17 protein-coding genes are annotated in these 21,532 nt (G+C 48.4%); 10 read left to right on the forward strand and 7 right to left on the reverse strand.

Annotated features, from left to right (window positions below; translation table 11 throughout):
* Positions 1 to 351 precede the first annotated feature (351 nt).
* The 3 genes from ACQE26_RS06945 to ACQE26_RS06955 all read right to left on the reverse strand — a co-directional run bounded on the left by ACQE26_RS06945 (position 352) and on the right by ACQE26_RS06955 (position 4,857).
* Entirely contained in the window at positions 352 to 1,689 is a 1,338-nt protein-coding gene (locus ACQE26_RS06945) for an MFS transporter (RefSeq protein WP_500471095.1), read from the reverse strand.
* Positions 1,690 to 1,714: 25 nt separating this feature from the next.
* The gene (locus ACQE26_RS06950) at positions 1,715 to 2,284 is read right to left on the reverse strand and encodes a TetR/AcrR family transcriptional regulator (RefSeq protein ID WP_438420732.1); all 570 of its coding nucleotides are present in this window, start codon (positions 2,282 to 2,284) and stop codon (positions 1,715 to 1,717) included.
* 71 nt (positions 2,285 to 2,355) lie between these two features.
* Positions 2,356 to 4,857 carry a PEP/pyruvate-binding domain-containing protein gene (locus ACQE26_RS06955; protein WP_500471097.1) on the reverse strand — a complete coding sequence of 834 codons (2,502 nt, stop codon included), beginning with the start codon at positions 4,855 to 4,857 and terminating at the stop codon, positions 2,356 to 2,358.
* A gap of 298 nt (positions 4,858 to 5,155) precedes the next feature.
* Here ACQE26_RS06955 and ACQE26_RS06960 point away from each other — a divergent pair, with 298 nt between their 5' ends.
* The 3 genes from ACQE26_RS06960 to uvrA all read left to right on the forward strand — a co-directional run bounded on the left by ACQE26_RS06960 (position 5,156) and on the right by uvrA (position 10,433).
* Positions 5,156 to 5,392: a CsbA family protein gene (locus tag ACQE26_RS06960; protein WP_003151438.1), complete on the forward strand. Its 237-nt coding sequence runs from the start codon at positions 5,156 to 5,158 to the stop codon at positions 5,390 to 5,392.
* A 174-nt stretch (positions 5,393 to 5,566) separates the two neighbouring features.
* Entirely contained in the window at positions 5,567 to 7,552 is a 1,986-nt protein-coding gene (uvrB, locus tag ACQE26_RS06965; RefSeq protein ID WP_438420729.1) for an excinuclease ABC subunit UvrB, read from the forward strand.
* Between the two features lie 7 nt (positions 7,553 to 7,559).
* Entirely contained in the window at positions 7,560 to 10,433 is a 2,874-nt protein-coding gene (gene uvrA / locus ACQE26_RS06970; RefSeq protein ID WP_500471098.1) for an excinuclease ABC subunit UvrA, read from the forward strand.
* Between the two features lie 45 nt (positions 10,434 to 10,478).
* Here the strand turns inward: uvrA and ACQE26_RS06975 are convergent, their stop codons facing one another.
* Positions 10,479 to 10,718, reverse strand: coding sequence for a hypothetical protein (locus ACQE26_RS06975; protein ID WP_016937799.1), 240 nt, complete (start codon positions 10,716 to 10,718; stop codon positions 10,479 to 10,481).
* Positions 10,719 to 10,918: 200 nt separating this feature from the next.
* On the opposite strand from ACQE26_RS06975, the gene ACQE26_RS06980 reads away from it, so the two are divergent.
* The 6 genes from ACQE26_RS06980 to ACQE26_RS07005 all read left to right on the forward strand — a co-directional run bounded on the left by ACQE26_RS06980 (position 10,919) and on the right by ACQE26_RS07005 (position 17,630).
* Complete coding sequence (locus ACQE26_RS06980; protein ID WP_016937800.1) at positions 10,919 to 11,245, forward strand: hypothetical protein; 327 nt, start codon at positions 10,919 to 10,921, stop codon at positions 11,243 to 11,245.
* A 24-nt stretch (positions 11,246 to 11,269) separates the two neighbouring features.
* Complete coding sequence (locus ACQE26_RS06985; protein ID WP_500471100.1) at positions 11,270 to 12,367, forward strand: DUF4097 family beta strand repeat-containing protein; 1,098 nt, start codon at positions 11,270 to 11,272, stop codon at positions 12,365 to 12,367.
* 4 nt (positions 12,368 to 12,371) lie between these two features.
* Positions 12,372 to 12,566 carry a PspC domain-containing protein gene (locus tag ACQE26_RS06990; RefSeq protein ID WP_003151448.1) on the forward strand — a complete coding sequence of 65 codons (195 nt, stop codon included), beginning with the start codon at positions 12,372 to 12,374 and terminating at the stop codon, positions 12,564 to 12,566.
* Positions 12,567 to 12,926: a phage holin family protein gene (locus ACQE26_RS06995; RefSeq protein ID WP_014418984.1), complete on the forward strand. Its 360-nt coding sequence runs from the start codon at positions 12,567 to 12,569 to the stop codon at positions 12,924 to 12,926.
* A 93-nt stretch (positions 12,927 to 13,019) separates the two neighbouring features.
* Positions 13,020 to 16,889: a lamin tail domain-containing metallophosphoesterase family protein gene (locus tag ACQE26_RS07000; protein ID WP_500471101.1), complete on the forward strand. Its 3,870-nt coding sequence runs from the start codon at positions 13,020 to 13,022 to the stop codon at positions 16,887 to 16,889.
* Positions 16,890 to 17,054: 165 nt separating this feature from the next.
* On the forward strand, positions 17,055 to 17,630 hold the full coding sequence (locus ACQE26_RS07005; protein WP_045925873.1) for a TetR/AcrR family transcriptional regulator: 576 nt from the start codon (positions 17,055 to 17,057) through the stop codon (positions 17,628 to 17,630).
* 134 nt (positions 17,631 to 17,764) lie between these two features.
* On the opposite strand, the gene nagR is transcribed toward ACQE26_RS07005, so the two are convergent.
* Genes nagR through nagA form a run of 3 tightly spaced genes read right to left on the reverse strand, consistent with a single transcriptional unit; the run spans position 17,765 to position 20,422 of the window.
* Positions 17,765 to 18,496, reverse strand: coding sequence for an N-acetylglucosamine utilization transcriptional regulator NagR (nagR, locus tag ACQE26_RS07010; protein WP_438420726.1), 732 nt, complete (start codon positions 18,494 to 18,496; stop codon positions 17,765 to 17,767).
* A gap of 13 nt (positions 18,497 to 18,509) precedes the next feature.
* Positions 18,510 to 19,235: a glucosamine-6-phosphate deaminase gene (gene nagB, locus ACQE26_RS07015; RefSeq protein WP_500471468.1), complete on the reverse strand. Its 726-nt coding sequence runs from the start codon at positions 19,233 to 19,235 to the stop codon at positions 18,510 to 18,512.
* Positions 19,232 to 20,422 carry an N-acetylglucosamine-6-phosphate deacetylase gene (nagA, locus tag ACQE26_RS07020; protein ID WP_045925874.1) on the reverse strand — a complete coding sequence of 397 codons (1,191 nt, stop codon included), beginning with the start codon at positions 20,420 to 20,422 and terminating at the stop codon, positions 19,232 to 19,234. Before nagA ends, nagB begins: the two co-directional genes overlap by 4 nt.
* Before the next feature lie 169 nt (positions 20,423 to 20,591).
* On the opposite strand from nagA, the gene hprK reads away from it, so the two are divergent.
* Complete coding sequence (gene hprK, locus ACQE26_RS07025; RefSeq protein ID WP_013353746.1) at positions 20,592 to 21,524, forward strand: HPr(Ser) kinase/phosphatase; 933 nt, start codon at positions 20,592 to 20,594, stop codon at positions 21,522 to 21,524.
* Positions 21,525 to 21,532 lie beyond the last annotated feature (8 nt).

Raw genomic sequence — 21,532 nt, forward strand, 5'->3', positions numbered from 1 at the left:
ATTCTATTTTGAATTAATTCAAATGAGAGAAACGTTAAAGTCTCAAGTAGTGGTGTAAAAAAGAACTGTGCCTTTTGACAAGGGAAGCCACAAGTATGATTCTACGCCGCTAACAACACGGCGGCCGGGCTTTTTTTACGGCCGGATTACGGCGCAAGCGGCCGAACTTGATCTGAGCTCTTAGCGATTTACATTTCCCTTTTCTCTTTTAAATAAAAAGATTCTCATAGAGCAAACGGCATTGCGATACTCTATGCACCGGGGGAGTGCGGTGACACTTCGAGAGAGAAAAATAAGAAGGAAAACGAAAAAAGGTTCCGGAAAGCGGATGCTCACGGAACCTTTTTTTGTTTACGCCGAATGGCTTTTTTTCGTATCAACGGTTTCGCCGGACTTAATTCCAAGCGATACGAACAAGCCGATCACAGATACGCCGATCAATATCATAAACAGAATGTGAAATCCGGAGATTAAACCGATCAGTGCTGAAGAAATAATGCTTCCGAAATAACGGAAGGTGGAAAAAATCCCGGATGCGATACCGGACATGCCCGGTTCTACCGTCGCCAGAGAAGACACCTGCATGCTCGTCAGCCCCGCACCGGACGCGATGCCCCCTACAATAAGCGATGCCATAAGGAACGGGACGGAATGGGAATAAACCAAAAGCAGAAATAAAAGATTGGCTCCGGCCATCAGCCCGAACGACAGAAAAATCATTCTTCGCGCGCCCCATTTGTGATGCAGCTGAGCTCCGCCCCAGTTGCTGGCGGACATAAAAATGGAAAAGACTGAAAGAGCCATACCGCTGTGCGACGTATTCATGCTGAAGTGGCCGGTCATAAAGAGCGGCATCATCAATAACACGGCATACATCATTAAATTGCTTAACAGAACGGACAGATTGGCGCTTGTAAAGGTTGTGTTTTTAAACAGGTCAAAATCAATAATCGGATGTTTCGTACGCAGCTCCCGCCTGAAAAATAACGGAACAAATAAAAGAATGAGCAGCGCGTACACCCAATAGCCCAAGGAGCTTTCATTTTTCGTCAGAAGAATAATAGATACAATGCTCCCGGCAAGCAGAACGGACCCGATGATATCAAGCGGCGCGTCAGAGGTTTCTTCTTTATATTTAGGAAACATGATAAATGCCGTCCCGAGTGCGATCGCCAGAAACGGAATGTTGACCCAAAAAATAGAATGCCAGCTGAAACTCTCGATTAAAAGTGACCCGATAAACGGACCGAGAGCTGCGCCCAGCCCGGCACCGAGGCCGAAAAAACCAAATACTTTCGGAAGCCGTTTTTCGGACACGACATGGCGGATGATGGCGATGCTGTTTGGTGTAAGCAAAGCGCCGCCGGCAGCCTGAAGCGCCCGGAAGAAAATCAATAAGAAAAGACTTGGCGAGAGGGCGCACCCCAATGAAGCGATCAGAAAAAGGCCGACACCCCATAAATACATTTTTTTGTTTCCGTACATATCACCGAGCTTGCCGGCAATAGGCTGTGTCACGGCCATCACAATTAAATACACCGTCACGACCCATGTGATGCTGGCAATTGATTCGCTGAATGAGCGGGAAATGGATGAAAGAGCGACTGCGATCATCGTCGAATTGATAGGAACGAGTATGGCTCCCAGCAAAAGCGAAACGATCAGCGCCCATTCTTTCTTTGAACTCATCCTTCATCCTCCTAGGAGCCGGACATTACCGGCTGATAATTCCTTTAATAAAAATCTCAGTGCTGTGTTTCAGCATCGTTTCTTCAGAAAGAGTGATGACTCTTTTCCCCAGCTGCAGCCGGTGCATAAAATAACCGAAAATCATCGTCATAAAGACGTCTGCATTAGCTTCTTCGCTGCCGGGGCTTATACTATTCTTCTTTGTCAGTTCCTTAAAGTAAACGATTAAATCCTTTTTCACGGATTGCGGATATACGACAATATCCTGCAGGACGTCTTCGAATAATTCCGGTTCGCGCAGGCAGATGCGGAACACCTCTTTTTTTTGTTCCAATCGCTGCAAAAGGGTCGTGGCGAAATGAAGAAGATCCTCATACAGATTGCCTTCCGCCTTGGTGATCACGCTTTCCGGAACCGGCGTGTGCTGCTCAATCATGGCTTTCATTAGTCCTTGTTTGTTTTTAAAATTACGAAAAATCGTTGCTTCGCTTACATTCGCTTTTTCTGCGATTTCTTTTGTTGTCGCGGCGCGGTATCCTTTTTGAATGATAAGATTCATCGCAGCGTCAAGAATTCTCTTGTTCGTCGTTCTCAACTTGTTTCACCTCGCGTAAATACTGGCAGGACAAGTATACACCCGCCCTGCCCGTCAATAAAGAGGGAAACCTAGCATGAAGCGCGTTTGACTATCGTAATCTGTCCGTTTGTGCCGTCTACCGAGACGATATCTCCGTCATTGAGCCTGTCAGTCGCGACACGTGTGCCGAGAACAGCGGGAAGCCCGTATTCTCTTGCGATGATCGCCGCATGTGAGAGGATGCCGCCCGTATCCGTAATGACGGCCTTTGCATCCTGAAACAGACTGGTCCAAAGCGGTGTCGTCATTTTGCAGACAAGCACATCTCCTGATGAAAAACGGGAAAAATCACTTGCGTCTCGAATGACTTTCACCGGGCCGCTTGCGATTCCGCTTGACGCTGCAAGTCCGTAAATATGATGTTCAGTGTTTTTTTCATCTTCTGTGATGGAGCCTGTAACCTGCTCAGCGGCTTTCAGCTGTTCGGGCGTCGGTGTGCCGAGATAAGCGGGCGCTTCAAGCAGCTGATATTGCTGGAAAAGCTGTTTACGTTCAGCGGTTTTTTCCTTCATCGGAACAGGCGTCACCAGCGCTTTCTCGACTTCATCGCTGTATAAGTACCACATATCCTCCCGGTCATCGATCACGCCTTGTTTTTGCAGCAACTCGCCGATTTTCAAGAGACAAAGGCGCGCTTTGGCGTCCAGCATCGCATCGATATAAAAATGGTGATCATCTATGATGACAGATGCAGATAACGCCCACTGATAATAACGGTCAAACGTCTCTCGGAAGCCGTCATCTTCAATTCTATTCATGAAGGCGGCGTAAAGCTGTTTGCGTTTTTCTATCGTTTTATGAAACTCACTGTCAAAATCGTAGCCGTTCCGGACATAGTTTTGAATGTTAGCCAATGCGAAATAAGGATTTTCCGCCCACGTTTCTTCGATCAGATCATGGCTTTTTACTGATCTCCAGCCATATTCTTGTAAAAATTCGCCGACTTGTTCGAGAAAGCGTTTTCCTTCATCTGATTGCAGAAGCGTCTGATGAAGCTCGTCGGCCTGGGAAGCCGTAAAGACACGCAACAGTTCAGGGTTATCTTTTACTTGTCCGGAAAGCAGCCAAAGCTGTCTGTCGGTTTCCAGTGATTTATTCATGACGCCGGCCAGCATTTCATACAGAAGGGAGGCGTTGTCTTTCTCAACCTGTCCGTACAGGGACTCCAGTGTCATATTTAACGCAATCTGCGGAAAGACAATGCTGAAATGTTCTTCATATCCTTTTAAATAGAATTCTTTCAGGTTTCGGAACGCCTCAAGGGCAGTCTCCGGTGTATGATTTTTATGCGCCAGTCCGTCCAGCTTTTGATAAAAAGGCAGAAAGGTTTCATGAATAATATCATACATGCGGTCAGCCAAAACGGGAAAAAGCGCTTCTAACTGTTCTGCGGGCAGGTTATCGTCCGTCTTATGCTGTCTGGAAAAAACATGGCCCTGGTGGAGCTTGACACGCTCAATCTCGATGCCCATCACAGGGAATGTCTTCGTGCCTTCTTTGAGGCCGTATTCTAAAGCAGGCACAATGAGAGAGGCGAATAACGGGCTGATTGGGCCTTCAATATTAGACTCCATATTGATCCAAAAATCTTTCTGGTCCCGAGGCGTCATGATAAATTCCCGTTCTTCATCTGCCGCTTTCTGATCCTGCGCGATCGTTGTAATCGGTCTGGCCTGAAGCAGATACAGCTTATTTTCGGCAAATCCGAATTCGAGATCCACAGGATAACCGTACAGTTCTTCCGTCTTTATCGTCAGCATGGCAAGTTCTTTGATGCTCTCGTCATCGAGGCAGAAGCGGTTTCTCATGTCAGCGGACGTTTCTTTTTCGGTCACGCCTTCCTTTTGGGAAACGATATACATTTCTTTTAAGCCGATTTCTTTGTCAATCCGGAATGTGTCTTTATTGACGATAAATGTGTCGGGTGTCACGCTTCCGGACACGATTGCTTCTCCGAGACCGTAGCTCGCGCTGATCATCAGTTCTCCGTCATCATGTGTGACGGGGTTTCGGCTGAAAATGACCCCTGACACCTCAGAATTGATCAGTCCTTGGACGACAACACCCATTAGCGGTTCTGCAGTGTCATTGTTCATTTTCTCTTTATAACCGCTGACCCGCGCCGAAAAGAAGGAAGCCCAGCATTCTTTCACTTTTCCGAGAAACTCTTCTTCTGTTTTGATATTTAAATAGGTTTCGTACTGGCCCGCGAAAGAAGCGCCTTCAAGATCTTCGGACGCAGACGAGGAACGTACGGCAACAGAGGCGTATGATTCTCTCAATTCATAAAAAGAGGCAATCAGCTCATCGCGGAGCTCTTTTGAAAACGTGCCGTTTAAAATGGCGCGCTCCATCTCTTCCTCATCTGCCTGAAGCCGGTTATCTTCCATAAAACGCGTCAGGGCATTTGTCTGAATGACAAAACCATCGGGAACGGGCAGGCCGTTTTTCGTCAGTTTAATCAGGTTCATTCCTTTTGCGCCTGCTGAGCGGCTCGATTCTTCCGCTTTTTGAAATCGTACTGAATACATGCGGTATAACCCCCTTTTTCTTCATCCAAGAAAATGATAGTAAACACTATCATTACATTGTAAAGAGAGAGGAAGAAACTGTCAAAGACACAAAGACCTAATCCTTCTCCTCCTTTCGGCTGAAGAAAGGCAATTTGGTTCATTTCATTAATGGTTCAATAGATTTACATTCACATTTTTTCTGACAGATGATTGAAGACTGCTGAAAAAGGGTATTGTGATAGCAGGGGAACGATTGTCCGATTCTTCATTTTTTACTATAATCAGATGAGATGAAGAATTCCCGAGGAGGGTTTTTGTGATTACAAAAGCCGTTTTTGCATTATGTTTCCCTTTTATGCTGGTCGTCCTTTTTACGCGGGTCACTTTTAACCATTATGTGGCGATCGCTCTCACAGCCGCACTGCTTTTCGCATCCTATTTAAAAGGTTACACCGAAACGTATTTTATCGTTGGATTGGATGTCGTATCACTGGTAGCCGGCGGGCTGTACATGGCCAAAAAAGAAGCAGACAAAAAGAAAGACAATGCCTGACATGGTGAATATGAAATGGAAGCCTGCTTTTACGCCATAAAAGCAGGTTTTTTATACAAAAATTGACTTGGTAAAAATAAACCATCGAACTTTAGTTCGTATTTTTAGTGATTTTGCCCGTCATTGTGTTACTATATCAATAGGAAGATTTCGTAAAGAAACGGAGGCTTTTTTGTGAAAGATCGTTTTGAGTTAGTCTCGAAATATCAGCCCCAGGGAGATCAGCCGCAAGCGATTGAGAAGCTTGTCAAAGGCATACAGGAAGGCAGAAAACACCAGACTCTCCTGGGTGCGACAGGGACGGGCAAAACCTTTACCGTGTCCAATCTGATTAAAGAAGTCAATAAGCCGACACTGGTCATTGCCCATAACAAAACCCTTGCCGGACAGCTGTACAGCGAGTTTAAGGAGTTTTTTCCGAACAACGCTGTCGAATATTTTGTCAGCTACTACGATTACTATCAGCCGGAGGCGTATGTGCCTCAAACGGATACATTTATAGAGAAAGACGCAAGCATTAACGATGAAATTGATAAACTGCGGCACTCCGCGACATCCTCTCTGTTTGAACGGAGAGATGTCATTATCATTGCGAGTGTGTCATGCATATACGGTCTCGGTTCGCCTGAAGAATACCGGGAGATGGTCGTGTCGCTCAGACCGGAAATGGAGATTGAGCGGAACGAGCTGCTGAGAAAGCTTGTGGATATCCAGTATGCCCGCAATGATATCGACTTTAAGCGGGGGACATTCCGCGTGCGCGGCGACGTTGTGGAAATTTTCCCGGCTTCCCGTGACGAACATTGTATCAGAGTGGAATTTTTCGGAGACGAAATTGAGCGGATCAGAGAAGTTGACGCTTTGACCGGAGAGATTCTCGGCGACCGCGATCATGTCGCGATTTTCCCGGCTTCCCACTTCGTCACCCGGGCGGAAAAGATGGAAAAAGCGATTCTGAACATTGAACAGGAGCTTGAGGAGCGCTTGAAAGTCATGCGCGAAAACGGCAAGCTCCTTGAAGCGCAGCGGCTTGAGCAGCGGACGAGATATGATCTTGAAATGATGCGGGAAATGGGTTTCTGTTCGGGCATTGAGAACTATTCAAGACACTTGACGCTCCGTCCTCCGGGCTCTACGCCGTATACGCTGCTTGATTATTTTCCGGACGATTTTATGATCGTCGTTGATGAATCACACGTGACGATTCCGCAGGTGCGCGGCATGTTCAACGGTGACCAGGCAAGAAAACAGGTGCTTGTCGATCATGGGTTCCGCCTGCCGTCAGCGCTTGACAACCGTCCGCTCCGATTCGAGGAATTTGAGAAACATATGCACAATATCGTGTACGTGTCGGCTACTCCGGGACCGTATGAGATTGAGCATACGCCGGAAATGATCGAACAGATCATCAGGCCGACGGGACTGCTCGACCCTCTCATTGACGTCCGGCCGATCGAAGGACAGATTGATGATCTAATCGGCGAGATTCAGGCGAGGATAGAACGGAATGAGCGCGTGCTCGTAACGACTTTAACGAAAAAAATGTCAGAGGATCTGACCGATTATCTGAAAGAAATCGGCATCAAGGTCAATTATCTGCATTCCGAGATTAAGACGCTTGAACGGATTGAAATCATCCGTGACCTCCGGCTCGGAAAATATGATGTGCTGGTCGGCATCAACCTGCTGAGGGAAGGTCTTGATATTCCGGAAGTGTCGCTTGTCGCCATTCTGGATGCGGATAAAGAAGGCTTCCTCCGTTCTGAGCGTTCGCTGATTCAGACGATCGGAAGGGCGGCGAGAAACGCAGAAGGCCGGGTCATCATGTATGCCGATAAAATCACGCATTCGATGGAAATCGCGATGAATGAAACGAAGCGCCGCCGGGAACAGCAGGAGCGTTTTAACGAAATCCACGGCATTACGCCGCAAACGATCAATAAGGAAATTCGCGATGTGATCCGCGCGACGCAGGCCGCTGAGGATAAAGAAGAATACAAAACAAAAGCCGCGCCTAAGCTGACGAAGCTGACGAAGAAAGAACGCCAGAAAGTCGTTGAGCAAATGGAGCATGAAATGAAAGAAGCGGCCAGAGCGCTTGATTTCGAGCGGGCGGCAGAGCTTCGTGATTTACTGTTAGAGCTAAAAGCGGAAGGATGATGAACACATGGCAATTGACCGGATCGAGGTGAAAGGGGCAAGGGCGCACAATTTAAAAAACATTGATGTAACGATTCCGCGGGATCAGCTCGTCGTCGTGACGGGCCTGTCCGGATCGGGAAAATCATCCCTTGCTTTTGACACCATTTACGCGGAAGGACAGAGACGGTATGTTGAATCGCTTTCTGCCTATGCACGCCAATTTTTAGGGCAGATGGATAAGCCGGACGTTGATGCGATCGAAGGGCTTTCTCCGGCCATCAGCATTGACCAGAAAACGACAAGCCGCAATCCGCGGTCAACCGTCGGAACGGTAACGGAGATTTATGATTATCTCCGGCTCTTATACGCGAGAGTCGGTAAGCCGCACTGTCCGGAGCACGGCATCGAAATTACGTCGCAAACGATTGAACAGATGGTTGACCGGATTCTTGAATATCCTGAGCGGACGAAGCTTCAAGTGCTTGCGCCGATGGTCTCAGGCAGAAAAGGCGCCCATGTTAAGGTCCTTGACCAAATCAGAAAGCAAGGGTATGTAAGGGTGCGGATTGACGGAGAAATGGCCGAGCTTTCCGACGATATTGAACTTGAAAAAAACAAAAAGCATTCCATTGAAGTAGTCATTGACCGGATTGTCGTCAAGGAAGGCGTTGCCGCCCGGCTTTCCGACTCACTGGAAACCGCCCTCCGCTTAGGAGAAGGCCGTGTCATGATAGATGTCATCGGCCAGGAAGAGCTGATGTTCAGCGAGCATCACGCCTGCCCGATTTGCGGTTTTTCCATCGGAGAGCTTGAGCCCCGGCTGTTTTCGTTTAACAGCCCGTTCGGCGCTTGTCCGACTTGCGACGGTCTCGGTTTGAAGCTGGAAGTGGACCCGGAGCTCGTCATTCCAAATCCCGAGCTCTCATTAAAAGAACACGCCATCGCACCGTGGACGCCGATCAGTTCCCAATATTATCCGCAGCTGCTTCAGGCGGTCTGCCGCCATTACGGCATTGATATGGAGACTCCGGTCAAAGACCTGCCGAAGCATCAGCTTGATAAAGTGCTGTACGGCAGCGGCAATGAACGGATCTACTTTAAATACGAGAATGATTTCGGACAAGTGCGGGAGAATGAAATTGAATTTGAAGGCGTGCTGCGCAATATTGAGAGACGGTATAAAGAGACAAGCTCCGATTATATCCGTGAACAGATGGAGCAATATATGTCACAGAAGCCGTGCCCGACCTGCAAAGGCTACCGGCTGAAGAAAGAAGCGCTGGCCGTTTTGGTCAACGGACGCCACATCGGAACCATTACCGAACTTTCCGTCGGCGATGCGCTGGAATTTTTCAAAAAACTGACGCTGTCTGAGAAAGATATGCAGATTGCAGATTTAATTTTAAGAGAAATTGTAGAACGGCTCAGTTTCTTAGATAAAGTCGGTCTTGATTATCTGACGCTGAGCCGGGCGGCGGGTACGCTGTCAGGCGGCGAAGCCCAGCGTATCAGGCTTGCGACGCAGATCGGCTCCCGTTTGTCAGGCGTCCTGTACATTCTTGATGAGCCGTCCATCGGTCTTCACCAGCGTGACAATGACCGTCTGATCAGCGCGCTGAAAAACATGAGAGATCTCGGCAACACACTGATTGTCGTCGAGCATGATGAAGATACGATGATGGCTGCCGATTATCTGATAGATATCGGACCGGGCGCCGGCATTCACGGCGGCCGTGTCATATCGGCGGGCACGCCTGAAGAAGTGATGAATGATGCGGATTCTCTGACCGGACGTTATTTGTCAGGGGCTCAATTCATCCCGATGCCTCCTGAGAGAAGAAAACCTGACGGCCGATACATTGAAATCAAAGGCGCTACGGAAAACAACCTGAAAAAAGCGAATGCCAAATTCCCGCTCGGCACTTTTACGGCCGTGACAGGGGTATCCGGTTCCGGAAAAAGCACGCTTGTGAATGAAATTCTGCATAAGGCGCTTGCGCAAAAGCTTCATAAAGCCAAAGCGAAACCGGGAAGCCATAAAGAGATCAAAGGCCTCGACCATCTTGATAAGGTGATCGATATCGACCAGGCGCCGATCGGCCGGACGCCGAGATCAAATCCGGCAACTTACACGGGTGTGTTTGATGACATCCGCGATGTGTTCGCGCAGACAAATGAAGCAAAGGTGCGCGGCTACAAAAAAGGCCGATTCAGCTTTAATGTGAAAGGCGGGCGCTGTGAAGCCTGCCGCGGCGACGGCATCATCAAAATTGAGATGCATTTCCTTCCTGACGTGTACGTCCCGTGCGAAGTGTGTCACGGCAAACGTTACAACCGGGAAACGCTTGAGGTCACATACAAAGGAAAAAGCATTTCTGATGTTCTGGATATGACGGTGGAAGATGCTCTGTCTTTCTTTGAAAATATCCCGAAAATCAAACGCAAGCTTCAAACGCTTGCCGATGTCGGACTCGGGTATGTGACGCTCGGCCAGCCTGCGACGACGCTCTCAGGCGGAGAAGCGCAGCGCGTCAAGCTCGCTTCCGAACTGCATAAGCGCTCCACCGGCCGGACACTGTATATTCTGGACGAACCGACGACAGGCCTCCACGTTGATGATATCGCAAGGCTTTTAGTTGTGCTTCAAAGACTCGTCGATAACGGAGATACCGTTTTGGTTATTGAACACAATCTCGATATCATTAAAACGGCGGACTACATCGTCGATCTCGGACCTGAAGGCGGCGCGGGCGGCGGCACGATCGTAGCCTCCGGGAAGCCTGAAGAAATTGTCGAAGTGAAAGAATCATATACGGGCCGCTATCTGAAACCGGTAATGGAACGTGATAAAAAACGGATGAAAGCATTGCTGGCCGAAAAAGAAACGGCAGCCACTTAACAGATACAAGAACAGCCCAAAACCGATCGGTTTTGGGCTGTTGTACTACAGGCTTTTCTTCTGTTGGGGAAGCTGTCTGCTTAAATGCATTAAATCCTGCAGAATATGAGTGCTGCTGCTGTCCAGCAGCACTTTTATATATTGAATATCATGAGAAATGGGAAGAGGCGCCGCTTTGATCTGTTCCAGTTCAGCCAGCATTTCGCTGTTCATTCTTTTCTGTTCGCGAATCAATTTTCGCAGACTTTCTTCCGTTACTTGGTCGTTTCCGGGATCTTTCTCCATTTGGTATGTCCTCCTTGCATACGGTCAGGCTTTGTTACATATTGTAATCGGTTAGGGGAAAAGATTCTATAGTGAAATCTCTGAAATGAAAAATTACGTATAACGAAGCATGTCCTTTAGCATGAAAATGAAACCCGCCCATTCGTCATACGTATGTATAATGAAGGGCCTTTTACATTACCTCACAGGGAGTGTTTTTATTGAATCGAAACCAAGCAATCATCGCATCCATCTGTTATTTCAGCGTGTTTTTCGCGCCTCTTATTCTTCCGATTGTGGCTTACTTCGTCGTCGATGAAAAAGAGACGAAGCGGCATGCCATGCGCGCTCTGATTTCTCACATCATTCCGTTTGCGGGATTGCTGATTGTGATCGCCGGTGTTGTCGGAGGAGCAATTACGGCTCAGGGGGAGAGTATGGTTCCGGTTTTTGTTATGATAGCAGGAGCAGCTGTTTACTTTCTGATCCTCATCGGAATGGTCATTTGGAATATCGTGCAGGGAATAAAGGTATTACGCCAGGTGTAAGAAAAGTCGGGGGAGGAGTTTTATATGAAACAGGAGAAAGAACGGATTTTAAAGCTTGTGGAAGAAGGCAGGCTGACGGCGCAGGAAGCTTTGACGCTCATTGAAAAACTGGATCATGAATATAAAGAAAAAGAAGAGCAGATCACCGCATTATCAACGGAGGTCCAGGAACCTGCGGAAGATTTCAAAAGCGGGACAAAAGAAAGCCAAAAGCCGTCGATCGGTGCTAAGCTGTTCGATTGGATTGATTCGGCTGTCAAAAAAGTGAAGGAAGCGGATCTGGATCTGAATTTCGGCCACGCACACGACGTGCAGCATATTTTTCAATTTAAAGACAGTGAATTCTCAGCCATTGATATGCAGATTGCAAACGGCAGCGTCAATATCGTACCGTGGGCGGATGAAGATGTCAGAGCGGAGTGCCAGGCGAAAGTGTACCGGGCGGACAGTCAGGAGGCGGCGCGCACCGCATTTCTCCAGCATATTGAGTGCGAAATGAAGGGCAATAAGTTTTTTGTCCGCACGGAAAAGAAAACGATGAAAACCAATGTCATGCTTTATGTTCCTCAGAAAGAGTACGATAAGATAAGGGTGAAACTGTTTAACGGACCGATCAGAGGGGAACATTTACATGTAAAAGAATTCTCGGCGAAAACGACAAACGGCGTCCTGTCATTCTCTCATCTGACGGCTGAGAAAGCGTCGGCGGAAACGGCTAACGGACAAATCAAGCTGGCCGGCCATCAATGCGGCGCGATCGAAGCGGAAACAATTAACGGCTTGATTGATTTGCGCGGATCGAGTGAATCTATTGACGTCCAAAGCTTTAACGGCAATATCATCCTTACCGTGACAGCGCCGCACTGCCGCTCCATCTACACAAAAACGACGACCGGAAATGTGGAGATCGCCCTGCCTGATGACTCGGCGGTGAAAGCGGAGCTCAAAAGCAATCTCGGTTCTCTCAGCCACGAGCTGATTGATGCGGAGATTTTAAAGGAAAAGAATGATACCATTCAAAAAGAACTGATGCTGGAATCAAATCAAGGCCATGATCAGCATCTTTCGATTTTCTCAGAATCGTTAACAGGAGCCATTAAGCTCAAGCATACTCAGAGGTGATTGGATGAAAAGACTTTACCGTTCAGAAAAAAACCGTAAAATCGCCGGTGTCGTCGGCGGTTTGGCGGAGTACATCAACATGGATGCGTCGCTTTTGCGCATCATAACCGTTGTATTAGCGCTTGTCACGAGCGGAATCGTGCCAATTGTATATATTATCTGGTGTTTTGTTGTACCTTTAGAAGGAGATTTGAAATAAATGATCAAATGGGCAGTCAGCATTTTAGTAAATGCTTTATTATTAATCGTTATCGCGGGATATTTTGATTCCGTCCATATCAGCAGTATCGGAGCGGCTGTCATCGCCAGTGTGATTCTTTCTGTGTTAAATGTGCTGATCAAACCGATCATCGTCATATTGACATTGCCTGTCACGGTTGTGACCCTCGGCCTTTTTCTGTTTGTCATCAACGCCATTACGTTAATGATGACCGCTGCCTTAATGGGAGACAGCTTTCAGATTGACGGGTTCGGCACCGCCATTTGGGCATCCGTCGTGCTTTCCGTTTTCCACTTGCTGATTCAAAAAGGCATATTGGAGCCGCTTAGAAAAGGATAAAAAAAGAGCTGTCCCCGAGAGGGCAGCTTTTTTATGTGCGGTTACATAAGCGGAGGCCTCCTGACGCAACATAATGCATAGGGAGGTAATGAGATGAAACTTGTGATGACGCTCTTTTTTCTGATTGGTTTGCTTTGTGTGAGTCCTTCTGCGGGTGCGGCGCGCAAAGAATCGGAAATCCCGGTGAATCAGCAGGAATTCGGACAGCCGCCTCATTACATACCGCTTCTGGAGAATCCTCCCCAAATCGAAGTAAAGGCGGAAATGAAAAGAAACCTGTTCATACAGGCTCATGTACAGAATGCCGATTATCAAGCGTTTTCGGCGTTTCTTTTTTATAAACAAAGCAATGAGCTGGGATATAAGATGGTGCCGATGGAGCCAGCTCCAGGCGCAATCCGGCTGTTTACGGCCCAGGTTTCAAAACGGGATATCTGGAATGGAGAATTGGAATATTACCTCGTTTTCACCAACGGCAGACAGCGGGCGGAATCGGAGAAAAAGCGGCTGAAGCTGGACGGCTATCAAGCCGATTTGAATCATATTCCCGAGCTGATGATTACGGAGCTTGCCGTTGATACGAAAAATGAAGACGGCGCTGATGCCTATGAATTTATCGAGGTGTATAACACGACGGACAGACCCATTCACTTTAAGGATTATCATATCCGCTACCGCTACCCGAAGGAAGGGCCGGATTCAGATGTGATATGGAGGCCGAAAGAAGATATTGTCATTCCGTCAGGCGGCGCTTATGTGTTTTGGCTGAGACGCGCCGCATCAGAACTGACGGCAGATGATTTCAACCGCTATTACGGAACCCACCTGAAGGAGGGAAAACATCTCGCCGTCATCGAAGGGACGGACGGAATGTCCAACGGCCGCCCGCGGACGGTGGTGCTGTCAGCAAACACCGGAAAAACCATCGCCTCAGCGCATTACAGAAAACATGCATTCCGCCGGCTGACTTCTTTGCTGTACAAATATCCGCTGAACGGAACGGGAGAATTGCTGAAGATCTCCACAAGCGAACATAAGCCGTCACCGGGCTCCGTTTTTCAGGCGCAGATCCCTCAGCAGAAAAGAGTGATCAAACCGGACAAGGAAAAACCGGTCATTGAAGACCTTACAGACAAAAAGCCGGTCCGGCCGGCAGAAAGCATTGAATTAAAAGCGGACATCCGGGACAAAAACCTTGTCAAAACAGCCGCGTTTTATTACAGAACCAATGAGAACAAACCATTCAAACGAATTCTGGCTGAAAAAGACCGCAACGACAGCTTATACCGTCACATTATTTATTCCCCGGAACTGCTCGGCCAGGGTCAGCTGGAGTATTATATCGCAGCCGGTGACGGGGAAAATGAAGCAAAAACACCCGTCAAGATGATTGACATTGAACAGACGAGTAAATCACACGGACTCAGAATGAACATTGAACCGGAGGATACGATATCGGGCACCTATCTGCTCAAAGCCACATCTGACGCCGGCGCGGATAAGATCAAACTGTGGATTGACGGCAAGCGGCAGGAGACCCGGCCGGCGCTGGAAAAAGAGGTCTATTTCGCCTTCGATGCCCGGAAAACCAATCTTTATTTCAAAAACACCGTCATGATGGAAAACGAGGTGCTGCACATTTTTGACGATCCGGCTCATCGCTACAGAACGTACTCGGTTCTGCTTCCGGAACGTCTGCTGCAAAAAGGGGGCAAAACGCAGAAAGTATCCATCCGCGCGGGCTCAAAGGTTTCTCCGTATGACACGGGGGAGAATCGGGACGATTTTATCGTGAAAAATGCCCGCCTGGTGCTTTCAGACGGAACGTTGATCAAAGACGGGAAGCGGGATCCTGATGAGCAGCTGTTTATCGGTGACGGCAAGCGGGCGAATCAGAGCATGACCTTCTCATTCAGCCTGCCGGATCATTTATTTACGTCGCGGCTTTTGCCATGGGATACGGCAAGGCTTTCTGAAGGCTATCACCAGATTTTTGTAAGCGACGGTGAGGAGCAGCTCAGTCAGTCTGTGCGGGTGGACAATACAGGGCCGAAAATTGTTCCGGGGATCAAAGAAGGCGCGACATTGAAAGGTAACTTTGAGCTGAAAGCGGACATCCGTGATAAATGGAGCAAGGTGGAAGAAGTCAAAGCGTTTTTGGACGGAGAAAGCATCACGCTCCCGCATCATACGTCATCAGCCGATCTTAAGCCCGGAAAGCATACGCTTACCATCACTGCGGCAGACCTTGCCGGAAATGAAACAACGTCCGTCCGCACCTTCCATATCAAACGGGAGGAGCCGGATCAGCCGGAGCTTGCCGATCAAAACATAAGCGCCCATAAAGCGAAGCTGTCCGTTCGGGTAAAAGATCCGACGAAGGATGAGATGAATGTATCATTTTACCGGGGATTCCGTTACACCGCGCGGAATCCGGGCAGCGTGAGAGTGTATAAACACGCCTCATTAACAGAACCGCCGCAAGGCATAAAAGAAAATGAAATGCCGTTTACACTGCCGGAAATGAACCGTATCTCGGCAAATGACGGAAAAACAGTCTCGTCAGAAAGCAAGGAACGTTTCCCTTATCACCGATTTGAAGTAACCGTTGACCCGTCTATTGACGAAACGGACCTGGCCGAAGCGGTCTGGAAAGGAAGCTCTCTGCCCGGCCGAAAGGTAACCATGTATATTTGGAATTACCGGACAAGCCGCTGGCAGGAGGCGGACAGCGTCCTTGCCAAAAATAAAAAGCCGTTTACGTTAAAAGCCGCCGTGTCCGCAGCGGATGCGGTGAAAAACTCAAAAATGAATGTCATCGTTCAGGATCAAATCCCGGCAAAAGGCAATTACTCATTTGTCTGGATGTCCGATACACAGTATTACGCACAAGGGCACCCGAACATTTTTGACAAAATGACGGAGTGGATCAAAGAAAATAAGGAAAAGCACAATATCAAATATGTCTTTCATACCGGCGATATCGTCGATGATTCAATGGTGATGAAACAGTGGAAAAATGCCGATCACTCCATGCGGACACTTGATAAGGCGGGGATTCCGTACGGAGTGCTTGCCGGCAATCATGACGTCGGCCATAAAGACGGCACATACCGAACCTTCGGGGATTTCTTCGGAAGCCGCCGTTTTGAAAAGAACATGCATTACGGCGGGTCATACAAAAATAACCGCGGGCATTACGATCTGCTGTCGGCAAGCGGGAACGATTTTATTATGATTTATATGGGCTGGGGCATTGGGGATCAAGAGATTGACTGGATCAATCAAGTGCTTAAGCAATATCCGGACCGAACCGCCATATTATGTTTTCATGAGTATTTGCTTGTGAGCGGAAACCGAAGCCCGATCGGGGAGACGATCTATCAAAAAGTCGTTAAGCCGAATCGCAATGTGGCGATGGTATTGAGCGGCCATTATCATAATGCTGTGAAAAAAACCGATGCCCTTGACGATGACGGCGACGGAAAACCGGACCGCCTCGTTCATCAAATTCTGACTGACTATCAGGATGGTCCTGAAGGGGGACAAGGCTATATGCGCATCATGCAATTCGATCAGGCCGCCAATCAGGTTCACATGTTCTCCTACTCGCCGTATACGGATGACATCAATTACTATGACACCGATCTGTTCGCTGATAAAGACGAATTTTCAGCTGAAATGGATTTACAGCCGAAAATGAAAAAGGTAGCGACCGATTATTTTGAATGCAACGTTTATACGAACGAACTGCTCGGTCATCAAAAACACGTAAAAAGCGGAAAAACCGCAGAGTGGGTCTGGGACGGCCTGCAGCCGGAATCGGTTTATTACTGGTACACCGTCGTCAAAGATCCGTACAACGGCAAAACAATATCACCGATCTGGATGTTCAAAACGGGAAATACGCCGTATGCTCCAGCTCCGGATCAGCTTGATTTCAGGCATGTCTCCAACCCATAACAGTGAAATACCGCCTGCTGATCGCTCAGAACGGAATCTGACGGTCAGCAGGATTTTTTCTGTGCGGAAATGGCGGCGCCCTGCTGTGATAAGTGCTTTTGACTTTTTTATGTCCCTTTTCTATACTAAAATCGATTGGTTTTCTTAAATGCAGGAGGAAACATAATGAACAGTAAAACCGGGACAAAAGAAAGAATTATTCAAACCTCTGCATATCTTTTTCAGATTCAGGGATACCATGCGACAGGTTTGAATCAAATTATAAAAGAGAGCGGAGCACCCAGAGGGTCTGTGTATCATCACTTTCCAAACGGAAAAGAAGAACTCGCCATTGCGGCAATCAGACATACGGGACGATGCGTTGAAAAGCAAATACAGAATAGTATGTCTGAATTCGGGGACCCTGTAGAAGCCATTCAGCACTTTATTCATGTAACGGCTGAACAGTTTAATGATCCTCAGAATATTGAGGGCGTGCCGGTTGGATTGCTGGCGGGTGAGACCGCTCTGATCAATGAAACGTTAAGATGCACATGTGTTGAGGTGTTCAAGAAGTGGACGGATGTGTTTGCGGCAAAATTTCTTGAGCATGGGTTTGAACAAGAGGAAGCAGAGAAGCTTGGGATGACAATCAACTCGATGATTGAAGGCGCAATCATGTTTTCACTGGCTCATAAAAACAAAGAACCGCTGCTGCTGATTTCAAAGCAGGTTCCGTATATTGTCCAAAACAGAGGGTAGCATTTTAGTACTCTTTTCTTTATAAAAATAGATACCAGAACCCCCAGCCTCTCCATTTTGACAGAGTCATAGAGAATTGATTTGAAAATGGCAGATCAAAAAAACATCTCCAACCCGTAACGGTTGGAGATGTTTCATTTCACCCTGTCCATATAATGCACAAATGTGTAGCGGTCGCCTCTGTAGGCGGATTTGACATGCTCAAAGGCAGTGCCGTCCTGCAGATAAGTGGTCCGCTTGATATAGAGGACGGGCGCGCCGGGCTGGATCCCGAGCAGTTCGGCTTCTTCCTCGGAAGCTGTTCCCGGTTCAAGCTCTTGTTTGGCGCGTGAAATCGGCATCTGATTGTACGCTTCAATATGCTCATACATGGATGATTGAAAATGGGAGGCATCCAATTTCCCCGCCTTGTCAAACGGGATGTACGATGCCTCAATCGCCATCGGGATATCATTCGCCAGCCGGACGCGGATAATTTTATGAAGCGTTGCCGGACAGCCGCATCCCAGGATAGAAGATAATTCTTCCGTCGCCTGAATCAGCTGGTATTCGGCAAGTCTGCTCCCAGGCTTCATGCCCCGGCTTCTCATATCTTCGGTGAAGCTTGTCAGCCCTTGAAGCGGCTGCTCCATCTTCAGTTTGCTGACGAACGTTCCCCGGCCTTTCTGTCTGTATAAAAATCCTTCATTCACCAAGTTGGAAAGCGCTTGGCGCACCGTCATGCGGCTGATGCCGAATTGTTCGGCGTATTCCCGTTCCGACGGAAGCAGCGCATCCGCTTTCAGCTCGCCGTTTTTGATTTGGGTTTTCAATTGTTCCATAATCTGAAAGTAAATCGGAATCGGAGATTGTTTATCAATCTGCATAGGTCAAATCCTTTCAATCGCCGCCCGCAGCCTCTTCATCAATCAAGACCGTCACATCCGGGTGTTCGTGCAGGGCGGAGGCGGGGAATGCTTCAGTGACGCGCCCGTCCAGAAGCTGCTTCACCGCTTGGGCCTTGCTTTTTCCGGATGCCATGATCAAAATCCGTTTGCCGGACAAGATCGTCCTGATCCCCATTGTCACGGCTTTTTCAGGAACTTGGTCGATTGACGGAAAGTACCGCGCATTCGCCCGTCTTGTCTCTTCATTCAGCTCAACGACATGGGTTCGGGATTCAAATGGCGTACCGGGCTCATTAAAGCCGATATGGCCGTTGTGTCCGATGCCTAAAAGCTGAATATCCGCTCCGCCGAGTGTTTGAATCAATCGGTCATAGCGTTCGCATTCAGCATCAAGATCGTCTGCCCGTCCGTCAGGGAGAAAGCGGCGGTCCTTTCGGCTGTCGATATGTGCAAAAAAATGTGTATTCATATAATAATGATAGCTGTTTTTGTCCTCGGGAGAAAGCCCGGCGTATTCATCAAGGTTGATCGTCGTGACATCCCGGAATGACAGGCCCTCGGAGCGGTGCATCCGCACAAGCTCTTTGTATACGCCTTCAGGGGTGCCGCCCGTCGCAAGCCCGAGAACGGCATCCGGCTTTTGTTTAACTGTTTCAGCAATTATCTCTGCGGCTTTTTCACTTAATTCTTCATAATGTCTGCATGTGATGACGTTCATGTCCAATCAGCTCCTCCTGAGATATATGCGGTGTTTCCTCGGCAAATCGTTGCCAGCACGCCGCACTGTCCGTCCGTCAAAACAACGTCGGCGTCTTTTCCTTCCGCAAGGCTTCCTTTACGGTCAAAAATGCCGAGCCGGCGGGCTGCATTTGCCGCTGTCATATTAGCTATATCCAGCCATGAGCAGTTCGTAAACCTGCGCATGAGCGCCGCGCCTTCATTCATTTTTAAAATGGAACCGGCCAGCGTCCCGTCAGAAAGAAGCGCTTTGTCTCCGCAAACGGTGACTCTTTGTCCGCCGAATTCGTATTCTCCGTCCTTAAGCCCTTTTGCCCGCATGGAGTCTGTAATCATGATCAGGTTTTGGCTTCCTTTCGCCAAATAGGCAAGCTTTACAGCCAAAGGATGAGAATGAATGCCGTCAGTGATCAGCTCCGCCGTGATGCGCCCGCAAGCGAGAGCCGTACCGATGCCCCCCGGCTCACGGTGGTGAAAGGAGCTCATGGCGTTGAAAAGGTGTGTCATATGCAGCGCTCCGGCATCCGCCGCTTTTTCTAAAAGATCGGCTCCCGCGTCTGTATGTCCCATTGACGGGATGATGTTCCGGTCTTTTAAATAACGGATCAGGCTGAAATCAGGATCTTCTTCCGGCGCAAGCGTCACGATTTTGATCAGCCCTCCGGAGAGGCGCTCCCATTTCTGAAAGAGCCCGGCATCGGCCGGCGTAATCCATTGTTTCGGCTGTGCTCCTGCTTTTTTCGGAGAGACAAACGGTCCTTCTAAATGAATGCCGATCAACTCAGCGCCTTTATGAGCCTGCGGTGAGGAGTCCGTCCATTCCTTGGCGTTTTTGAGCGCTTTTTCAATGTTTTCGTGCTGCTGTGTGATCGTGGTCGCTAGAAAAGCGGTTGTTCCTTCTTCGGGCAGCCGGGCGGACATTGTATCAAGAGCCGCGAGATCGGCATCCATCGTATCCGCGCCGTAACCGCCGTGAATATGGATATCTATCATTCCGGGAAGCGCATACGAACCCGCGGGCGCCTTCCATTCCTTCTCATACGTTTCTTGCGGTCTTGTTTGACCCGCGTAAGAAATGATGCCGTCTTTTATGCCGAGAAATCCGTTTCGGATGATTTCTTCTTCTGTTACGATGTCCGCACCGCTGATTAACAAGCTTTCAGCCACTTTAAAACACGCCTTTCTGGTTAGTTGTTAGTTTTATTTTACTCTTTTTCAGACTAGTTATCTAGACCAGTTATGCCGGAATTGTATAAATCTGTTTTGGTTCAGACGGTAAAGTGATAAAATATAACTGTTCAAAGCTCGGAACATCCCAGAACAGGAGGAACATATCTTGGCAAAGGTTCGGACCAAAGACGTAATGGAGCAGTTCCATTTAGAATTGATCAGCGGAGAAGAAGGGATTAACCGCCCGATTACGATGAGTGATTTATCACGGCCCGGTATTGAAATCGCCGGTTATTTTACATATTACCCGAGAGAACGGGTGCAGCTTTTAGGAAAAACGGAGCTGTCATTTTTCGATCAGCTTCCTGAGGAGGATAAAAAACAGCGGATGGAATCGCTGTGCACCGATGTGACGCCGGCTATCATCCTTTCCAGAGATATGCCGATCCCGCCGGAGCTTGTAGAAGCATCCGAGAAAAACGGCGTGCCGGTGCTAAGATCCCCTCTGAAAACAACCAGGCTGTCAAGCCGGCTGACGAATTTTCTTGAGAGCCGTCTCGCGCCGACAACCGCCATTCACGGCGTGCTTGTGGATATATACGGCGTCGGTGTGCTCATAACGGGAAAAAGCGGCGTCGGTAAAAGTGAAACGGCCCTGGAGCTCGTCAAACGCGGCCATCGTCTTGTCGCGGATGACTGCGTCGAAATCCGGCAGGAGGATCAGGATACGCTCGTCGGGAATGCGCCTGATCTGATTGAGCATCTGCTTGAAATCAGGGGTCTCGGCATTATAAATGTCATGACGCTGTTCGGAGCGGGCGCCGTCAGAAGCAATAAGAGAATTACAATCGTCATGGACCTTGAGCTTTGGGAGCAAGGGAAGCAATACGACCGTCTCGGACTTGAAGAAGAAAAAATGAAAATCATTGATACGGAAATTACAAAACTGACCATTCCAGTCCGCCCTGGGCGAAATCTCGCCGTTATTATCGAAGTTGCGGCGATGAACTTCAGATTGAAGCGGATGGGTTTAAATGCCGCCGAGCAATTTACGAATAAGCTGGCGGATGTCATTGAAGACGGCGAACAAGACGAATAGGAGTTGGC

The sequence above is a fragment of the Bacillus sp. 5RYD7K genome (assembly GCF_059831465.1).

Coding starts and splice junctions, on each gene's coding strand:
- ACQE26_RS06945 (WP_500471095.1), bottom strand. CDS start 1,689: ATGAGTTCAAAGAAAGAATGGGCGCTGATCGTTTCGCTTTTGCTGGGA.
- ACQE26_RS06955 (WP_500471097.1), bottom strand. CDS start 4,857: ATGTATTCAGTACGATTTCAAAAAGCGGAAGAATCGAGCCGCTCAGCA.
- uvrA (WP_500471098.1), top strand. CDS start 7,560: ATGGCAATTGACCGGATCGAGGTGAAAGGGGCAAGGGCGCACAATTTA.
- ACQE26_RS06975 (WP_016937799.1), bottom strand. CDS start 10,718: ATGGAGAAAGATCCCGGAAACGACCAAGTAACGGAAGAAAGTCTGCGA.
- ACQE26_RS06985 (WP_500471100.1), top strand. CDS start 11,270: ATGAAACAGGAGAAAGAACGGATTTTAAAGCTTGTGGAAGAAGGCAGG.
- ACQE26_RS06990 (WP_003151448.1), top strand. CDS start 12,372: ATGAAAAGACTTTACCGTTCAGAAAAAAACCGTAAAATCGCCGGTGTC.
- ACQE26_RS06995 (WP_014418984.1), top strand. CDS start 12,567: ATGATCAAATGGGCAGTCAGCATTTTAGTAAATGCTTTATTATTAATC.
- ACQE26_RS07000 (WP_500471101.1), top strand. CDS start 13,020: ATGAAACTTGTGATGACGCTCTTTTTTCTGATTGGTTTGCTTTGTGTG.
- ACQE26_RS07005 (WP_045925873.1), top strand. CDS start 17,055: ATGAACAGTAAAACCGGGACAAAAGAAAGAATTATTCAAACCTCTGCA.
- nagR (WP_438420726.1), bottom strand. CDS start 18,496: ATGCAGATTGATAAACAATCTCCGATTCCGATTTACTTTCAGATTATG.
- nagB (WP_500471468.1), bottom strand. CDS start 19,235: ATGAACGTCATCACATGCAGACATTATGAAGAATTAAGTGAAAAAGCC.